Origin of the sequence: Nocardia sp. JW2 (genome assembly GCF_051843015.1) — a bacterium.
GTDB classification, from domain to species: Bacteria; Actinomycetota; Actinomycetes; order Mycobacteriales; family Mycobacteriaceae; genus Nocardia; species Nocardia coubleae.
This window is the reverse complement of sequence record NZ_JBPXLK010000009.1, coordinates 19613-36359: the sequence shown is the minus strand read 5'-3', so window position 1 is coordinate 36359 and position 16747 is coordinate 19613. Positions and strand designations below refer to the sequence as shown.

Annotated in this window: 14 protein-coding genes and 1 tRNA gene; 6 read left to right on the top strand and 9 right to left on the bottom strand. The window is 68.2% G+C overall.

Annotated elements, in window-relative coordinates; all coding sequences use genetic code 11:
• Positions 1-15 precede the first annotated feature (15 nt).
• On the bottom strand, positions 16-729 hold the full coding sequence (locus ACSVDM_RS14910; protein ID WP_439265573.1) for a DUF6636 domain-containing protein: 714 nt from the start codon (positions 727-729) through the stop codon (positions 16-18).
• Between the two features lie 259 nt (positions 730-988).
• Here ACSVDM_RS14910 and ACSVDM_RS14905 point away from each other — a divergent pair, with 259 nt between their 5' ends.
• Entirely contained in the window at positions 989-1633 is a 645-nt protein-coding gene (locus ACSVDM_RS14905) for a histone deacetylase (protein WP_439265571.1), read from the top strand.
• Between the two features lie 34 nt (positions 1634-1667).
• A complete protein-coding gene (locus ACSVDM_RS14900; RefSeq protein WP_439265569.1) occupies positions 1668-3080 on the top strand; it encodes a lipase maturation factor family protein in 1413 nt (470 codons plus the stop codon).
• A gap of 38 nt (positions 3081-3118) precedes the next feature.
• Here ACSVDM_RS14900 and ACSVDM_RS14895 read toward each other — a convergent pair.
• Positions 3119-3191: transfer RNA gene (locus tag ACSVDM_RS14895), tRNA-Gly, on the bottom strand.
• Positions 3192-3412: 221 nt separating this feature from the next.
• Here ACSVDM_RS14895 and ACSVDM_RS14890 point away from each other — a divergent pair.
• Positions 3413-3829 (top strand): hypothetical protein, encoded by a 417-nt coding sequence (locus ACSVDM_RS14890; RefSeq protein ID WP_439265567.1) that lies wholly within the window; start codon positions 3413-3415, stop codon positions 3827-3829.
• Between the two features lie 13 nt (positions 3830-3842).
• On the opposite strand, the gene ACSVDM_RS14885 is transcribed toward ACSVDM_RS14890, so the two are convergent.
• Entirely contained in the window at positions 3843-4697 is an 855-nt protein-coding gene (locus ACSVDM_RS14885; protein WP_439265565.1) for an SDR family oxidoreductase, read from the bottom strand.
• A 162-nt stretch (positions 4698-4859) separates the two neighbouring features.
• On the opposite strand from ACSVDM_RS14885, the gene ACSVDM_RS14880 reads away from it, so the two are divergent.
• Positions 4860-5147, top strand: coding sequence for a helix-turn-helix domain-containing protein (locus tag ACSVDM_RS14880; protein ID WP_439265563.1), 288 nt, complete (start codon positions 4860-4862; stop codon positions 5145-5147).
• Here the strand turns inward: ACSVDM_RS14880 and ACSVDM_RS14875 are convergent.
• Positions 5144-5902 carry a lysophospholipid acyltransferase family protein gene (locus tag ACSVDM_RS14875; RefSeq protein WP_067495346.1) on the bottom strand — a complete coding sequence of 253 codons (759 nt, stop codon included), beginning with the start codon at positions 5900-5902 and terminating at the stop codon, positions 5144-5146. The two genes, ACSVDM_RS14880 and ACSVDM_RS14875, sit on opposite strands and share 4 nt — an antisense overlap.
• 65 nt (positions 5903-5967) lie before the next feature.
• On the opposite strand from ACSVDM_RS14875, the gene ACSVDM_RS14870 reads away from it, so the two are divergent.
• Together ACSVDM_RS14870 and ACSVDM_RS14865 are read left to right on the top strand one after the other, a co-directional pair.
• Entirely contained in the window at positions 5968-6855 is an 888-nt protein-coding gene (locus tag ACSVDM_RS14870; protein WP_439265561.1) for a hypothetical protein, read from the top strand.
• Between the two features lie 114 nt (positions 6856-6969).
• Positions 6970-8505 carry a Rieske 2Fe-2S domain-containing protein gene (locus ACSVDM_RS14865; RefSeq protein WP_439265559.1) on the top strand — a complete coding sequence of 512 codons (1536 nt, stop codon included), beginning with the start codon at positions 6970-6972 and terminating at the stop codon, positions 8503-8505.
• Between the two features lie 67 nt (positions 8506-8572).
• Here ACSVDM_RS14865 and ACSVDM_RS14860 read toward each other — a convergent pair whose 3' ends face one another.
• From ACSVDM_RS14860 to ACSVDM_RS14840, 5 genes are read right to left on the bottom strand one after another with little or no spacing between them, the layout of a single operon-like run.
• Entirely contained in the window at positions 8573-9619 is a 1047-nt protein-coding gene (locus ACSVDM_RS14860) for a Gfo/Idh/MocA family protein (RefSeq protein WP_439265557.1), read from the bottom strand.
• Between the two features lie 46 nt (positions 9620-9665).
• Complete coding sequence (locus ACSVDM_RS14855) at positions 9666-11582, bottom strand: protein kinase domain-containing protein (RefSeq protein WP_439265555.1); 1917 nt, start codon at positions 11580-11582, stop codon at positions 9666-9668.
• Positions 11579-13429 (bottom strand): protein kinase domain-containing protein, encoded by a 1851-nt coding sequence (locus tag ACSVDM_RS14850; protein ID WP_439265553.1) that lies wholly within the window; start codon positions 13427-13429, stop codon positions 11579-11581. Before ACSVDM_RS14850 ends, ACSVDM_RS14855 begins: the two co-directional genes overlap by 4 nt.
• An 11-nt stretch (positions 13430-13440) precedes the next feature.
• The gene (locus ACSVDM_RS14845) at positions 13441-14589 is read right to left on the bottom strand and encodes a DUF7373 family lipoprotein (protein ID WP_439265551.1); all 1149 of its coding nucleotides are present in this window, start codon (positions 14587-14589) and stop codon (positions 13441-13443) included.
• Between the two features lie 55 nt (positions 14590-14644).
• Complete coding sequence (locus ACSVDM_RS14840; RefSeq protein WP_439265550.1) at positions 14645-16519, bottom strand: serine/threonine-protein kinase; 1875 nt, start codon at positions 16517-16519, stop codon at positions 14645-14647.
• Between the last annotated feature and the right edge of the window lie 228 nt (positions 16520-16747).

Here is a 16747-nt window from a genome sequence, read left to right as displayed (position 1 = left end):
CGATGCCGTTCGAGCTCAGAATGTGTGCTGGTCGTCGGCCGAGATCGCGAAGCCGTGACCACCCGACACGCAGCGGACACCCTGCGAGGACGAGCTGCAGGTGTAGCCGTTGACGGTGAGGGATTCGGCGTAGTTCAGCACCACGCCGCCTGCGGGCGAACCGTCCTGTGGAATACCGACGAAGATGCCCTGGCTGGTGCACAGGAGTTCCGACTTGCCCTGGTAGAGGTGCGCGGCGACCTTGCGGTCGGGGGCGTCGGTGCAGTTCGGCAGCTTCGGCGAAATGTAGTTCGTGGAGGCCAGCTGACAGCCGACACCGTAGGGAGCCTGGGTGAGGATGCCGCAGTAGATGTTCCCGGACGGTGACCGGAAGTAGTGGCCGCCGTCGAGCTGGTACTTGTTCGCGTCGACGGGGGTGAAGCCGTCCTTGCTCGGAGCCGGGACGGCCGTCGGTTTCGGGGTATCCGGTGCCTGGGTGTCGGGGCTACCCGCCCCCGGCGAACCCGCGCCGGGCGAACCCGCGTCAGGCGAACCTGTCCCCGGCGAACCCGCGCCAGGTGAGCCCGCACCAGGTGCGCTGGACGGCTGACCCGTGCTCGGTGCGGGCGAGGCATAGGTGGCCGAGTGCTGAGTGGTAGTGCTCGGCAGGCTCGAACCCGACTCGGTGCCGCAAGCGGTGAGCCCTCCGGTCAATGCCACAACAGCTGCCAGCATGAGGACTGTACGCATGAAAACATCTCCGCTCGTTTGGCTTTCCCGACCGAATGGTCATTCGTTCAGAACGCGGCTAACCGTTACAGTCGAGCCACGTTATCTCGTGTCGCTGCACTGTTTTCGGTCGCTCTCAGTCTGTCCCGACTGGCAGTTTCCAGACCGAACGTTCTCGATTCTTGCGTCCTTCGGTCTTCCCGCCCTCGCAGGGACAATCGAAGGGGTGGATCAATCCGTTTCTTCGGCATTCGAACCGTGACTGATCAGGAATGAGCCTGTGACACAACAGATCTGGTATGCGGCATACGGCTCCAACATGTGCGCGGCCCGCTTCGACTACTACCGGCTCGGTGGCACACCACCCGGCACGGACCACCTCTACGCAGGCTTCCGCGATCCCACCCCACCCGCGAAGACCACCGCCCTCACCGTGCCTGGCACCGTGTATTTCGCCTGGCAGAGCCCGGTGTGGACCGGCGGCGTCGCCTTCTACACCGACCAACCCGCACCCGGGTGGCCGAACGGTGCCGTCGCCAGGGGGTATCTGCTCACCCTCGACCAGTTCGCCGACCTGCTCGACCAGGAGATGTACCGCACGCCGGGCCGCGGCTTCGACGTGTCACGGGTCGTCGAGGAGGGACGGGTCCGCTTCGGGCCGGGCCGCTACGAAACCGTCGTCCATCTCGGTGACGAGGACGGCGTGCCGATCCTGACGTTCACAGCCCCCTGGCTACCCGAAGCTGTTGAGGTACAGCCCCCTTCGGCCAGATATCTCGCCATGATCGGGGCCGGACTACGCGAAGGTCAGGGGTGGGACACCGACCGGATCGTCGATTACCTGCGGGTGCGGCCCGGTGTCGCCGGACAATGGGACGAGCGCGAACTGCGCGCCGCCCTGTTATCGACGCACGACACCGGGTAGTCCACCGAAGGGCCGATCTCCCAGGAGCGAGCGCATGGAGTGGTCCGCGGCACCGGAATACTGGTACGGCAGGCTGATCTTCCAGCGCGGCCTGGCGGTGATCTATGCCGTCGCCTTCCTGACCGCCGCACTCCAGTTCCGGGCCTTGCTCGGCGAACCCGGCATGCTGCCGATTCCGCGTTTCCTCGAACGCTCGTCGTGGCGGCAGTCGCCGAGCCTGTTCCATCTGCGCTATTCGGATCGGCTGTTCGCCGCCGTGTCGTGGACGGGGGTGGCGCTCGCGGTCGCGGTGGCGGCGGGTCTGGCCGACGCGGTGCCGCTGTGGGCGGCCGTGCTGCTGTGGTTCGCGCTGTGGGTGCTCTATCTGTCGATCGTCAACGTCGGCCAGCTGTGGTACGGCTTCGGCTGGGAATCACTGCTGCTCGAGGCCGGTTTCCTGGCGATATTCCTCGGCAACGACACCATCGCCCCGCCGCTGCTCGTGCTGCTGGCCGCGCGGTGGCTGTTGTTCCGGGTGGAGTTCGGGGCCGGGCTGATCAAGCTGCGCGGCGATCCGTGCTGGCGCGACCTGACCTGCCTGTACTACCACCACGAAACCCAGCCGATGCCCGGTCCGCTGAGCTGGTTCTTCCACCACCTGCCCAAACCACTGCACAAGGTGGAGGTGGCGGCCAATCACTTCGCCCAGCTCATCGTGCCGTTCGGGCTGTTCGCGCCGCAGCCGGTGGCGAGTATCGCGGCGGCGATCGTCATCGTCACCCAGCTGTGGCTTGTGCTGTCGGGCAATTTCGCCTGGCTGAACTGGGTGACATTGCTGCTGGCCGCCACCGCGCTTTCACTGCCCGGCGGACAGTCCGCGCCCGCTGCGCCGGGCTGGTTCGTCGGCGTCTGCATCGCCTACGTGGCCCTCGTGGTGGTGGCGAGCTACTGGCCGGTGCGCAATATGCTCTCGCCGAATCAGCAGATGAACGCCTCCTTCGACCCGTTGCACCTGGTCAACACCTATGGCGCGTTCGGGTCGATCGGCCGGACCCGCTACGAGATCGTGCTGGAGGGCACCGACGACACGTACCTCACCGACGACACCGTGTGGCGCGAATACGCGTTCAAAGGCAAACCGGGCGACCCGCGTCGAATGCCACGCCAGTTCGCGCCCTACCACCTGCGCCTGGACTGGCTGATGTGGTTCGCCGCGATCTCGCCCGCCTACGCCCGCTCGTGGGCGCTGCCGCTGGCCGCGCGGCTGTTGCGCAACGACCCCGACACCATGCGCCTGCTCGGGCCCAATCCGTTCCCCGACGACCCGCCGCACTATGTGCGGGCCCACCTCTACGAATACGAGTTCAGCACCCCGGCCGAACTGTTCGGGCAGCGGATCTGGTGGCGCCGCACACTGATCGGCGAGTTCCTGCCGCCACTCACGCGTGACCGCCTGAACCGGTACTGACAGCAGAAAAGCCCGGCATCCAGGCCGGGCTTTCGTTGAGCGGATGACGAGATTCGAACTCGCGACCCTCACCTTGGCAAGGTGATGCGCTACCAGCTGCGCTACATCCGCGTGCACGTCCTCGGCCCGATCCGGGCCTCGTGGTGCGAGAAGGAACTTTAGCGTGCCCGTCACCGAAACACGAAATCCGCCCCCTTGACCGCCGCCCGGACGGTCTGCCGCCCCGGCGATCGGGCCCACCGTTAAGCCCGCGATAAGAATGCGGAAGCCGTTGCACGGGAGGCTTATTCGCAGGTAGGCAACCATTGCCGCCACTCAGGGGAGGTAAGGGATTGAAGACTCTCGGACTGCTCACCGCCGCCGTGGCTGTGACGACCGTCATGGTCGCGGGCCCCGCGAACGCCGACATCACCGATGCCGTCGGATTCGTCGACACCACCGACAACGGTGGCGAGGAGGGTTACAGCGACTACGCCATCGACATCAACCACCCCGGTTCCTGCCTGGTGGTGCAGAACCACACCGGCGGCCGGGTCCGCATGCGGTTGGACTACCCGACCAGCCGGGGCTCCTGGTCGTTCGGCCACGACGACGTCAAGATCGTCACCCGCGAGGGCAACGCCGTGAAGTCGCCGTCGGGCCGGTGGCATGTGCGGGTGAACCCGCCGATCAACCCCGTCTGGACCTACGACGCGAAACGCAACACCAGCTGGGGCTGCAACGGCTCGTGGGTGCTGAGCATGAACTGATCGGGGGTGTCGATCAGCGCTCGGTGAAGGCCGTGCGGTGGTCGGCGGCCCATTCGGCGTAGTCGCGGGGTGGGCGGCCGAGCACGGCGGCGATGTCGTCGGTGACGAGCTCGTTGTGACCGTGCCGGATGAAGGACTGGCCCTGCGAAGCCGCTTCGACGAACGCGGGCGACAGCCCCGCCGACCGCATGAACTCCGGTGCGTCGTCCTCGGCGATATCGGTGACGGCGATCGGGCGACCGAGCACCTCGGCCAGCGCGGCGGCCTGCTCACGCGCGGTCTGCAGGGTGGGACCGGTGAGTGTGTAGGTCCGGCCGTGGTGGTCGCCGGTGCGCAAGGCAGCGGCGGCGACCTCGGCCACATCGCGCGGGTCGACGACCGCCTGCCTACCGTCACCGGTGAGGTTCGGTACCGGCAGCCCGGCGCGCAACGGTTCGATCCAGCTGAGCGTGTTCGAGGCGAAAGTGTTGGGGCGCAGGATCGTCCATTCCAACCCTGAGCTCCGCACGGCGTCCTCGCCGGGCACGTGCCAGCGACCGGGCACACCGAGGCGCGGGTCGCCCGCGCCGATGATGGACAGTTTCACCACGCGGCGTACTCCGGCTACGCGCGCGGCCTCGACCAGGGCGGCGTCGACATCGGTGTCGCCCGGACCGGGCAGCCCATTGAGGAAAGCGGCCTCGATCCCGGCCATCGCCGGGGCGAAGGTGGCCGGGTCGCGGTAGTCGACGCGCACCACCTCCACCCCGGCGGGGAAGGTCGCGTTCGCGGGGTCGCGAGTGGTCGCCCGGACCGCGACGCCCTCGGCGACGAGATGGGAAACCAGGGCATTACCGATGGTGCCGGTGGCACCGGTGATCAGGATCATGGATCGAGCATGTCGACCCGACGACCTCGCCCAGCCGTTCGCCCATCCGCCCGTCACCTCGACCACCGTGGTGGTGCGCACCGAATATTCCGGCCGGAGGGCGGCCTTCGTCATCGGGGCCCAGACCAGGGCGGCCTACTCACGGGCCGAGACGCCCGGTGGGTGCGTGCGCCTGCGCCTGGCACCCGGCTCGCGGTCAGCGAACGCCAGCTGCGCTCGCTCTTCGCCGCCGGAATCGGGTTGTCGCCCAAGCATTTCGCCAGGATCGACCGCGTACGGCGCGTCCTCACAGCCGCGGGCAAGACGCCGTGGTCGGACCTCGCGGCGGCGACCGGCTACTACGACCAGTCCCACCTCACGGCCGACTTCTGGACCCTGATGGGTGTGCCGCCCGCCGCCTACCTGCGCGGCGAGCCGCCACCACCGATGCGTTGCCGGGCGCCCGGCTAGTTCTCGGGCTTCGCCCGCTCGGCCTTGCGCGCCAACCGCTCGGCGGCCTCGGCGTTGTCGAGAGCGGTGGCCTCCTCCAGCGAGGGAGCGCTGCCACCGAGGCGCTTGGGCACCCAGTAGGCGCCGGGCTCGTGTTCGTAGTCCTTCTGCAGGTCGGCGAGCATGGCCTGCATGGTTCCGCGCAGCTCGGCGGTCAGGTCGCCGACGGGTTCGTAGGGCTTGATCGGCTTGCCGACGGCGATGGAGATCGGGGTGTTGGTGCGGCCCAGGCGCTTCGGGAAGCCCTTGGTCCACACGCGCTGAGCGCCCCAGATGACGATCGGGATGATCGGCACGTCGGCTTCCAGGGCCATCCGGGCCGCGCCGGACTTGAATTCCTTGATCTCGAAGCTGCGGCTGATGGTCGCCTCGGGATACACGCCGACGAGCTCGCCGTCGCGCAGGTACTTCACCGCCGCCTTGTAGGAGTCGGCGCCCGCGGTGCGGTCGACCGGAATGTGTTTGAGGGCGCGCATGATCGGGCCGGAGATCTTGTTGTCGAACACCTCCGCCTTCGCCATGAACCTGATGTAGCGCTTGGGGGTGCGCGCGGGCAGGCCGGCGTAGGTGAAGTCCATGTAGCCGGTGTGGTTGATCGCCACCACGGCACCACCTGTCGCGGGGATGTTTTCGGCCCCCTTGACGGTGAACTTCAGACCTTCGAGGAAGAAGACGGTTCGGGCCAGGCCGATGATCGACCGGTAGACGGGTTCCACAATTCAGCTAGCGTAGTCGCAGATCGCCGCTTCCGGCACCCGGCCAAGGAATGAGGAACGTCGAAGTGCAACGCGCTCAGCTGCCCCCGTTTGCTCCGACCCGTCGCGCGAGTGCGCTGGCCGCGGGCCTGACCGCCGCCGCGCTGATCGCCGGCTGCGACTCGGTATCGGGCATTCCGGGCGACGAACCGGTGGCCGCGCCTGCCACCAGCACCTCGGCAGTAGCCGCGTCTTCGACCGCCACCGAGGCCGCGACCACACCGGTACCGACCACCGAGCCGCTGCCCGCCGACGCACCGCAGGTCGGCGCGGTGGCGGGGAACCCGGATGCCGTGACCGCCGTGCGCCGCTGGGCCGCCGACCTGCGCTCGGCGACGGTCACCGAGCTACAGGACAAGTGCTGGACCATCCCGCCGCGCACCGTCGCCGACATGTACGTCGACCCGCAGTCGATCCTCGCCGCCCTGAGCAGGCCGGGCACCGCGACCGCCGACACCGTCACCTGGCGCAACGCGACGACGACGATCACCGTGGAGCAGCGCGACATCGCTATGGGCTATGCCTGCGGCCGGGTTTTCCCCGCCGGCGTCGAGCCCGGTTACGACGAGGCCGACGCGCGTCACACCGTCCGCCGTTACCTGGCCCGCGCAACGGGCAAACCTCTCAACCCGGACGACACCGAACAGATCCACCCCCTGACCTGCGCGGCGAGCCCGACCGCCTGGGACCCACAGGGCACCGGCAATCCCACAGCACCCCCGCTGTCCACCGACTCGGGCAAAGTAGGCAATGTCACCTCCTTCGCCGACCAAGAGCTATCATCCGAACGAGTTCAGGGGGATTACCTGGCGGTTCAGGTCCCGGTGACCACCTCCCCCGGGGGCACCAGGACGCGCACATTCACCGTCGTCTCGACCCCCGAGGGCTACTGCATCGGTGATGTAACGGTTTAGCCACTACCCTTGTTGGCTGGTGCCGCCGCAGTGGTCAGAGCTCGGCGGCGGCTCGCGTCACCAGGTCGAGCCCGGTGCGTCGGCGAATCAGATCCTGGTAGGAGGACATAGCTCGTGCAGATCACCAGTGTCGGACATGCTGGCTTCCACATCCGAACCGAGGCCGGGACCATCCTGTGCGACCCGTGGGTGAACCCCGCCTACTTCGCGTCGTGGTTCCCGTTCCCGGACAACACCGGCCTGGACTGGGCGGCGCTCGGCGACGTCGACTACCTCTACGTCTCGCACCTGCACCGCGACCACTTCGACGCCGCACTGCTGCGCGAGCACGTCAACAAGGAGGCGACGGTCCTGCTGCCCGACTACCCGGTGCCGGATCTGCGCCGCGAGCTCGAGGCCCTCGGCTTCACCAAGTTCTTCGAGACCGAGGACTCGGTCAAGCACACCGTCACCGGGCCCAAGGGTTCGCTCGACATCATGATCGTCGCGCTGCGCGCGCCCGCCGACGGCCCCATCGGCGACTCGGGCATCCTCGTCTCCGACGGCGAGACCACCTGCTTCAACATGAACGACGCCCGCCCCGTCGACATGGACGTGATCCACGACGCGTTCGGGCACATCGACATCCACCTGCTGCAGTACTCGGGCGCCATCTGGTACCCGGCCGTCTACGACATCCCCGCGCGCACCAAGGCCAACTTCGGCAAGCAGAAGCGCCAGCGCGGCATGGACCGGGCCCGCTCCTACATCGAGCAGGTCGGTGCCACTTGGGTGGTGCCGTCGGCCGGTCCGCCGGTGTTCCTCGACGACGAATTGCGCTACCTCAACGACGACCGCGGCGACGAGGGCAACATCTTCCCGGACCAGATCGTGTTTCTCGAGCAGATGGAGATCCACGGCAACAAGGGCGGGATCCTGATGATCCCCGGTTCCGTGGCCGACGTGCGCGGTGCCGACCTCGACCTCACGCACCCCTTCAACCCGCAGCGCATCTACGGCGACAAGGCCGCCTACATCGCCGACATGGCCGAACGCTTCGCGCCCGTGCTCGCCGCCGAGAAGGCGACGTGGGAGCACGGCGAGGGTTCGCTGCTCGAGCCGCTGCGCGAGCTGTTCGAGCCGATCATGAAGCAGAGCGCGCTCATCAGCGACGGCATCGGCTACCCCGTGGGCCTGGTGCTCGGCGAGGAAACCATCGTCCTGGACTTCCCGCAGCGCACCGTGCGCGAGCCCATCGAAGGCGAGGGGCGCTACCGCTACGGCTTCCGCATCGCCCCCGAACTGGTGCGCACCGTGCTGCGCGACGACGAACCGGACTGGGTGAACACGATCTTCCTGTCCACCCGCTTCCAGGCGTGGCGTATCGGCGGCTACAACGAATTCCTCTACACCTTCTTCAAGTGCCTCACCGACGAGCGCATCGCCTACGCCGACGGCTGGTTCGCCGAGGCGCACGACGACTCGGCCACCATCGAACTCGACGGCTGGGAAGTGCAGCGCCGCTGCCCGCACCTCAAGGCCGACCTGTCGAAATTCGGTGTGGTGGAAGGCAACAACCTCACCTGCAACCTGCACGGGTGGCAGTGGGACCTGGAGTCGGGGCGCTGCAAGACGTCCAAGGGGCACGAACTGCGTTCCGCCAAGCTCTGATTCGGGCGGCGACCAGCCGACACAACCCCCGCCGTGGGCCGACCGTCGGCTTGCCGGGTGGGTGGGATCAGTCGTCTTCGGGTGGAGTGGCGACGTGGCGCGCGTATTCCAGGATGCGCAGGGTTTCCACGGCGTCGCGTGGGTCCACCGGAACCGGGGCGTCGTCCAGTAGGGCGGCGGCCATCTGGGCGTAGAAGGCCGGGTAGTCGCCGGGGAGGGTGGGGATCGGCTTCAGGTCATCGCCCGCGCCGAAGGTGCCCCATTTGTCGGGAGTGACTGTGCCCCACGGGTTTCCGTCGTCCGGGCGGCGGCCGGCACGCAGGTCGTCTTCCTGTGGGTCGAGGCCCGAGACGGTGTAGGCGTTGGTGGAACCGAGCACGCGCATACGCGGACCGAGTTGGGGTGCGACGGCACTCATCCACAGGTGTGAGCGGACGCCGGAGGCGTGGGTGAGGGCGATGAAGGCGTCGTCGTCGGCCTGCACGTCCGGGCGGCGCTGGTCGAGTTCGGCGTAGACCTCGGTGACCGGGCCGAACAGGGTGAGCGCCTGATCCACCAGGTGACTGCCCAGATCGAACAAGATCCCCGCCCCGTCCTCGGCGGAGCCGACCTCACGCCAGCCACCTTTCGACACCGGCCGCCACCGCTCGAACCGCGACTCGAACCGGCGCACCTCACCGAGCTCGCCGCCGTCCATCAACGCCCGCACGGTCAGGAAGTCGTTGTCCCAGCGCCGGTTCTGGAAAACACTCAGCGGCAGCCCCGCCCGCCCGGCGACAGTGACCACCTCCTCGGCATCGGCCGACTTCACCGCGAACGGTTTGTCGACCACCACCGGCAACCCCGCGACCAACGCCTTCACCGCCAGCTCCGCATGCGTCCGATTCGGTGTCGCGATCACCGCCAGATCCACATCGTCGGCCTCGGCGAACATCTCCTCCGCGCTCTCCCACACCCGCACCCCCGGATGCCGCGCCCGCGCCTGCGCGGCCCGCTCCGCCGACGACGTCACCACCGCCGCCACCCGCATCCTCGGCTCCGCCGCGATCAACGGCGCATGAAACACCGCCCCCGCCAACCCGAACCCGACAACCGCAACCCCGAGCTGATCCATCCCGACCCTTCCGTCGACGATCCCCGCCCGAGTATCCCCTCCTTGCTCACCGCTTCGGTAGTTTCTCCACGGCCCGGCGCAGGAATGTGGTGGCGATCGAGCAGGATTGCTCGGTCCCTTGCGGCATTCCTTCGACGGTCACCTGCACCGTTTCCTCCCCGGCGTTCGGCACGAGGTAGGCGCGGGTGCATTCGATGTGGCCGTCCTTGCGGTAGATCTCCATACCGTCGACGCGCAGCACCTGGGGGTTCTTGCCCGTGGTCACCGGGCTGGTGCGCAGGAGTTGCAGGTTCAACCGGACGCGCGCGTCCCATTGGCAGGTGTGGGCGTCGGCGATGGTCGGTGCCGGTGGGAGCGGGCCGATGCTCTCGGCTACGGCATCGCGGTCGAGCAGGGTGCAGGGTTCGAGCAAGGCGAGAGGTGACGGATGCTCGGCCTGCGGGGCCGTGGTCAGCGAGCGGGCCAGCGCGGCAGCCACGTGGTCGACGCCCGCGCAGTCCTTGACCGAAGGTGGGGTGAGCAGCGTGAGGACGATGCCCGCTTCGCGTTCGTCGCCCGGGCTCGCGATGGCGCGCACGCACCCGGACGGACTGCCGTGGGTGATCGGAACACCGTCGACCACAGTCTGATTCAGGGTGAGGTACTCGTCTTCCTTGCCGAGCTCCAGATTGAGGATGTACTTGCCCGAGTCGAGGGAACATCCCCAGGGGCCGGTCGGTCGCGTTTTCCAGGAGTCGGCAGGGAGCGGGGTCGGTGCCACGGGGACCTCTGTGCCGATCGCGGACGTCAGCCAGGCGCAGGCATCGATGCGGCGCAACTCGGCCAGGGTCAGGCCGGTCACCGGACCAGGTTCACTCTCCGGACGGGTGACGAAGTAGGTGAGCCCGACCAGCGCGAGCAACACCACGACCAGCCCGCCCGCGATACCGGTGCGCGCTCGAGCACTGGCGCCCATCCACCGCTCACGGCCGTACTCCGTGGCGCTCCTCGCTGCTTGCCGGAGCGAGGTCCACTCGGCGCCGACGATGTCGGCGAACGACTTCGCCTGCTCCGGTTCCGGTGGAGTGAGGGCGGGTGCGGCGGCACGCAGCGCCGAGATCTCCTGCTGTACCCGTCCGATGTCGTCGAGAACCGGTGCGGGCCAGGGCGGCGGGCCACTCGGTGGGCCACCGAGATACTGGAGGATCTGTGCGGGCGTGGGCCTGGCCACCGGGTCTTTGCGCAGGCATGCGGCCAGCATCTCGTAGAGCGGTTCGGGCACCCGGCTCAGATCGGGTTCGCGATTGGCGATATTGAACAGGGTGTACGGCACCGATGGCGCCGCGAACGGTGCCACTCCCGACGCTGCGTAGGCCAGCACCGAGCCGAGCGCGAAAACATCGGCGGCGGGGGTGAGTTCCAGACCGAGTGCCTGTTCGGGTGCCAAGAAGTCGGGCGTGCCGATGGTGGTCGCTGTTCCGGTGGTGGACAGGCCTGCCGCAGGAGTGACGCCGATCTCACCCAGGCGCCCACCGTCTTTCGCCAGCAGGACGGTGTCGGCGCGCAATCGCTGATGCACCAACCCGGCGGCGTGCACGGCGCCGAGAGCGGACGCCAGTGCGGCGGCCAAGGCACGCACAGCGGGGACCGGCAGCGGGCCGTGCTCGGCTACAGCCGCATCGAGCCGCACACCAGGCACGAAAAGCGATGCCAACCAGGGCTTGTCGGCATCGGCATCGACATCGATCACCGTGGTGTTGGACGGTCCGGCGACGCGCATGGCGGCAACGGCACTGTGCCGCAACCGCACCCGGAATTCGGGTTCCGCGAGCAGTTCGGGGTGCACCTGCCGCACGACCACGAGCGCGTCGTCGGGGCCGGTGGCGAGCACACTGTGATCACCGGCCGACGGGTCGAGCGCGCCGATCACCCGGTAGCGGCCGATGGTCTGCGGATCGTCCGGGCCCGGTGGATGAATCGTCATGAGGGAGGCAACTTCTGGAGGACGGATTCGAGCACGGGGGTGGCGAGGGCGCAGGGGCCGGCGTGGGATGAAGACGTGGCGTGGTATGTCACGGATATCTGCTCGGCCAGGTCGTCGCGGCTCGGCCGCGTCATGACCAGAAGATCACACACGGTGGCGTCGTCACGGCCGACGTAGACCGTGCGACCACCGATCGTCCTGGTCGTCGGGTGGGGGTTGCCGGTCCGAACACTGTCAGGTCGGGTCTTTTCGGTGAGGTCGAGATAGAGGGAGCCGTCGGTGCCCCAGAAATTGCAGCTGTGCGGCGCGCGGGACCGCTCGGAATCGCCTACCGCGGCACGGACAGCCGCCATATCGACGAGGGCACACGGGTCGAGGGCGAGGATCGAGTTGTCGGGGTAGTCGCGCAGCGGAGGATCGACCGACAGGCGCCGGACGATGGCAGCGAGAGCTCGCTCGGCCACCGGACACCCGTCACCGCCCGGCACGCTCGCGGTGACCGAGAACACCGTCTGCCTGCCGCTCTGCTCCTTGACCGAACGACGGCAGAAGGCGGACTCCCGCTCGTCGCCGAGCACCGGCATCCAGTTGATGGTCTGCCCGAGCGGCGGGTCGTTGGCGTAATCGGGCCGGGTTGTGTCGAGCGAGATGTTGATCTCGCGACCGGCGGGATCGCGATACGTGGACCGGCAATCGGAGGGGCTGTACCCTTCCACCCCGCTGACGGAGGTGCCGAGTTCGCCGATCACCTGCGGTGTCAGGAGCGCGCAGATGTCGAGGCGCCGGGTCTCCTCCTCGGTCAGCGCCAGCGGCGGGTCGTCCATCGCGACCGCGGTGCCGTCCCGGCCGATGCCGACCAGTGCGATGCAGCCGAGGACCAATACCGACACCACTGCCGCCGCCGCTGCCAGGCGCGGCAGCTTCCGATCGGGTCGCGACTCCTCGACGGCCGCCGCCGACGCGGTTCCGTTGGCCCACGCCGCCGCCTCCGCCTGGTGATCGGCGATGCGGCGACGAATACGCACCGGCCACACGGGTTCGGCGTCGATGCGGGCCGCGGCGTCGAGCAACTGCTCGGGAGTGGGTCGCGCGGCCGGATCCTTGGCGAGACACGCGTCGACCAGCGAACGGATCGGTCCGGGGATCGCGGTGGTGTCCGGCGTGCTGTAGAGGACGTTGTAGAGGACCTGCGGTGTGGACGCCGCCGCGAAGGGGCTCGTGCCGGTAGCCGCCATCGCCAGGATCGCACCGACGGCGAAGACATCGGAAGCGGCTGTGAGCGTGCGGCATTCGGCCTGCTCGGGCGACATGTACGCGGGCGAGCCGATCACGGCGCCGGTGGCGGTGAGGGTGACGTCGTCTTCGATGGCGCGGGCGATGCCGAAGTCGATCACCCGTGGACCGTCATTGGTGAGCAGGACATTGCTCGGCGTCAGGTCCCGGTGCACCAGACCGGTGCGGTGGATTTCGAGCAAGGCCATCGCCAGGCCCGTGGCCAGCAGCTTCAGACCGCTCACCGTCAGGGGGCCGAACTCGGCGACCATGTCCTGCAGTGCCGGTCCCGCGATGTACTCCGAAGCGAGCCAGGGTGTTTCGGACTCGGCATCGTGGTCGATCACGCCCGCGGTGTACGCACCGGTGACCTGCTGGGACGCGAGCACCTCCCGCCGAAACCTGGCGCGGAACTCCGGGTTGCCGGTGAACTGCTGATGGATCTGTTTCACCGCGACCAGTCGGCCGTCCGGTGCCTGCCCGAGCAGCACTTGGCCCATGCCACCCCGGCCGAGCACGGCCAGCAGCCGGTAGCGGCCGAGCTGCGCGGGATCACGTGGCCCCAGCGATGTCATGCGCGCTTCACTCACCACGAACCGCCGAGCAGTGCGTATTGGGCCACGGCTTGGCGCCGGGTCTCGACTTCCTGATTACCGTTGATACGGACCACGAATTCGCCGTGCCGCACCAGGCACGCGAACCGACGCGCGGGGATCGACGCGGGGTCGGGCCGAAGCGCGCTGTAGCAGGAGATACCCGGCAGACCTGCCACCCCCGAAGTTTCGCGGTATCGGGTGAGCATCTGCTGTTTTTCGACCTCGGCGTAGCTTTCGGCGGATGCGCTGTCCGCGGTGCGATACAGGAACTTATTGTGCGCCACCGCGATCGTGTCGACCTTGTTGGCCTCGAGTTCGCGCATTCGCGTGCGGGGTTCGTTGTTCCGCAGGGCGAACGCACGTGGGCCGGTCACGAGGAAATCCCAGCGGTCGGGCCAGTAGTCGTCGGTTTTCACGATCCGCGGGAGCAGCTTGTCCGGGTCGAGCTTCAGGCTGGAAAGGTCGGCTGCCGGTGTGGGCGTGAAGGTTTCGAGTTCGGCCAGCTGGGCACGATAGGTGCGGGTGAGCAGGTCGGCCAGCTGCTCGGGATTCGGGTCGACGATCTTCGCGTAGAGCCGGATCACCAGGTTCTTCCACACCAGCCAGCTACCGACCGTCGGTACACCGGGTCGCCAATGTGCGAGCGCCGCAGGGTATTCGGTGAGAACGATGGGCATGTTCTCGGGAGTCGCACCGAAATCTGCCGCGGCCATCGCCTGCGCGGCCGCGGTGGCCTGCGCTTCGTCCGGCAGCGACAGCAGGGTGATGGACAGGAATTTGTTCTTCAGTTCGTTGTCGTCGAGACCGTTGCCACCGATCACGCCGAACCCGGCGAGCACGTCGAACGGGTCGAGGGCGGTGCGCTGCACACCCGAGAGCAGATCGTCGACGCCGCGCACACCGACCAGCGGGCCGCCGCCGTTGCCCGCGGTCAGCTCGGGGTCGATGCGGTCGGCGAAGATCACCCGCTCGCCGAGGCGCAGCGATTCGACCAGGGTGCCACGCATCCGGCTCGGGCCGTCGTCGTAGTCGCCCGGTTGCGCGACCAGCGCGTATTCGCCGTGGTCGGGTGCCTGGTCACCGCATGCGGCGGTGAGCAGACACAGCGACAACAGCGCCGCACCCCAGCGATAACGCACGCCCATCCCCCTTCGAAACTCTGCCGTGAAGCTATCACCCCCGCGTTTGCCGTCGCTACCGCGCAGGCAGCCTGCCGACCGCCTGCTTGATCAGCGGATCTGCCACCGCGCAGAGCTCGTCATCGCTCTCGGCGGGATTGCTGACCAGCACTTCGACGTCCTCGCGGTAGGTCTCGCCGATCTTGCGGAACAGGTACACCCGCTGACAGCGGTGCTCGCCGATCGTGCCGATGCTGTCTTCCTCGACGATCACTCCGTCACCCAGGTCGACTGCCTTGCCTGGCAGTACTCGCTGCCGCGGTTGCGACGTCGTGATCCGGATGGTGTTGTTGTCGCGCATCCATTCACACACGTGCGCGGATTTGGCGGTCGCCCGGCCGAGCGTCGGATCATCCAGCAGCGCACAGGGATCCACCGATGACAGCGACTGTGCTGCGGCCGGGTCGGCGGACAGGGCACCGATCGCTGCGGCGAGCCGGTCGACGGCGTGGTCGGCGAGGGCGCAGTCGGTGCGGGTGAAGGTGTCGACCACGATGCCCCAGCGTTGTCCGTCGGCGCCGCCTTCGATGCCGAAGGCGCAGTCCTCGCCGCGTTGCGCGACCCCGTAGCCGTTGGCGACCTTGCTGGTTGTACCGAAACCTTCCAGCGCCGCGCCGATTTCGACGGCCAGGCGTGCGCCGCCCGAGCTGCCGTCGCAACCCCAGCTCGCGGTCGGGAGCCAACGCCAGTCGGCGACCGTTGTCGCTGCCTTGTCGGCGGCTTCTTCGGGGAGCGTTGCACCGAGAGCCTGGATCACCCACGCGCAGGTGTCTACCCCACGTAGATCATCCAGGGCCGGCAGGGTTTTCGTCGGGGCGGCGACCGTGGTCGGTGTCGGTGCGGGTTCGTCGCCGGGGCGCAGGACAACAAAGGTGGTGGCCGCGATCAGAACAGTAGCGGCTGCGGCTATCCCGCCGAGTAGGACCGGGCGGCGTTTACGCGAGGGCGCTGGAGGTGGCGCGGCGATCGGCGTGTGGGCCGGGATGATCTGTGTTGCCTCGGGGTCCGAGGTGAGGGCGACGAGATTTCGTGTCTGTTCGGCGATCTGGGTGTGGACCGGGGCGGGCCACGGCTGCGCTTGGACCGGTAGGACGCCTAAATAGTCCAGGATCTGGGCGGGGGTAGGCCGGGTCTTCGGGTCCTTGCGCAGGCAGCCGGCGATCAGCTCACGAAGCTCGATCGGCACATTCTCGAGTTGCGGTTCGCTGTGCACGATATTGAACAGGGTGTACGGCGCCGAGTTGGCCGCGAAAGGGCTCTTGCCGGTGGCGGCCATGCACAGCATCGAGCCGAGGGAGAAGACGTCGCTCGCCGACGTCACCGGTTCGCTCATCGCCTGCTCCGGCGACATATAGGCGGGTGAGCCGACCACCGCGCCGACCTCCGTGAGCGGCGCCCCTGTTCCGGTGGCCTGGGCGATTCCGAAGTCGATCACGCGCGGTCCGTCGGTGGCGAGAATGACGTTGGCGGGCTTGAGGTCCCGGTGTACCAGGCCGGTGCTGTGGATGGAGTGCAGTGCCGAGGCCAAGCCGGAGGCGAGCGTGCGCATCGCCGGAACCGGGAGCGGTCCCAGTTCGCGGACCGCCTTGTCCAATGGCACACCGGGGATGAACAGCGAAGCGAGCCAAGGTGGTTCGGCCTTGGTGTCGAAGTCGACCACCGCGGCGGTGAACGCCCCCGACACCCGGGCCGAGATGGCGACCTCGCGCTCGAAACGGGCGCGGAACTCGCGGTCGTCGAGCAGATGGGCGTGGATCTGTTTGATGGCGACGAATCGGCCGTCCGGACCGGTCGCCAGGACCACCCGACCCATCCCGCCCGACCCGAGCACACCCTGCACCCGGTAACGACCGATCACCGGTGATTCGGTCGGCGACAACGGCTCGATCACTGCACTCCCCCAGCTCGGACCCGCCGACGCGGGTGAGCGCGCCATCGTCCGTCGGCGCGCTCGCTCGCCAGCAACCTAACATTTCGCCGATGTGTCAGCGACGTGCTCGCCGGGCCATGAAGTTCCGCCGGGGCACCGGAAGCGTGCCCCTGCACCGCCCGCTGCTGCACCTGGGCCAGACCTTCGCCACCGGGGAACACGTGTCGATGACCCGTGTGCGACAGCCCC

Coding starts and splice junctions, on each gene's coding strand:
- ACSVDM_RS14900 (WP_439265569.1), top strand. CDS start 1,668: ATGGAGTGGTCCGCGGCACCGGAATACTGGTACGGCAGGCTGATCTTC.
- ACSVDM_RS14860 (WP_439265557.1), bottom strand. CDS start 9,619: ATGGATCAGCTCGGGGTTGCGGTTGTCGGGTTCGGGTTGGCGGGGGCG.
- ACSVDM_RS14855 (WP_439265555.1), bottom strand. CDS start 11,582: ATGACGATTCATCCACCGGGCCCGGACGATCCGCAGACCATCGGCCGC.
- ACSVDM_RS14910 (WP_439265573.1), bottom strand. CDS start 729: ATGCGTACAGTCCTCATGCTGGCAGCTGTTGTGGCATTGACCGGAGGG.
- ACSVDM_RS14850 (WP_439265553.1), bottom strand. CDS start 13,429: ATGACATCGCTGGGGCCACGTGATCCCGCGCAGCTCGGCCGCTACCGG.
- ACSVDM_RS14885 (WP_439265565.1), bottom strand. CDS start 4,697: ATGATCCTGATCACCGGTGCCACCGGCACCATCGGTAATGCCCTGGTT.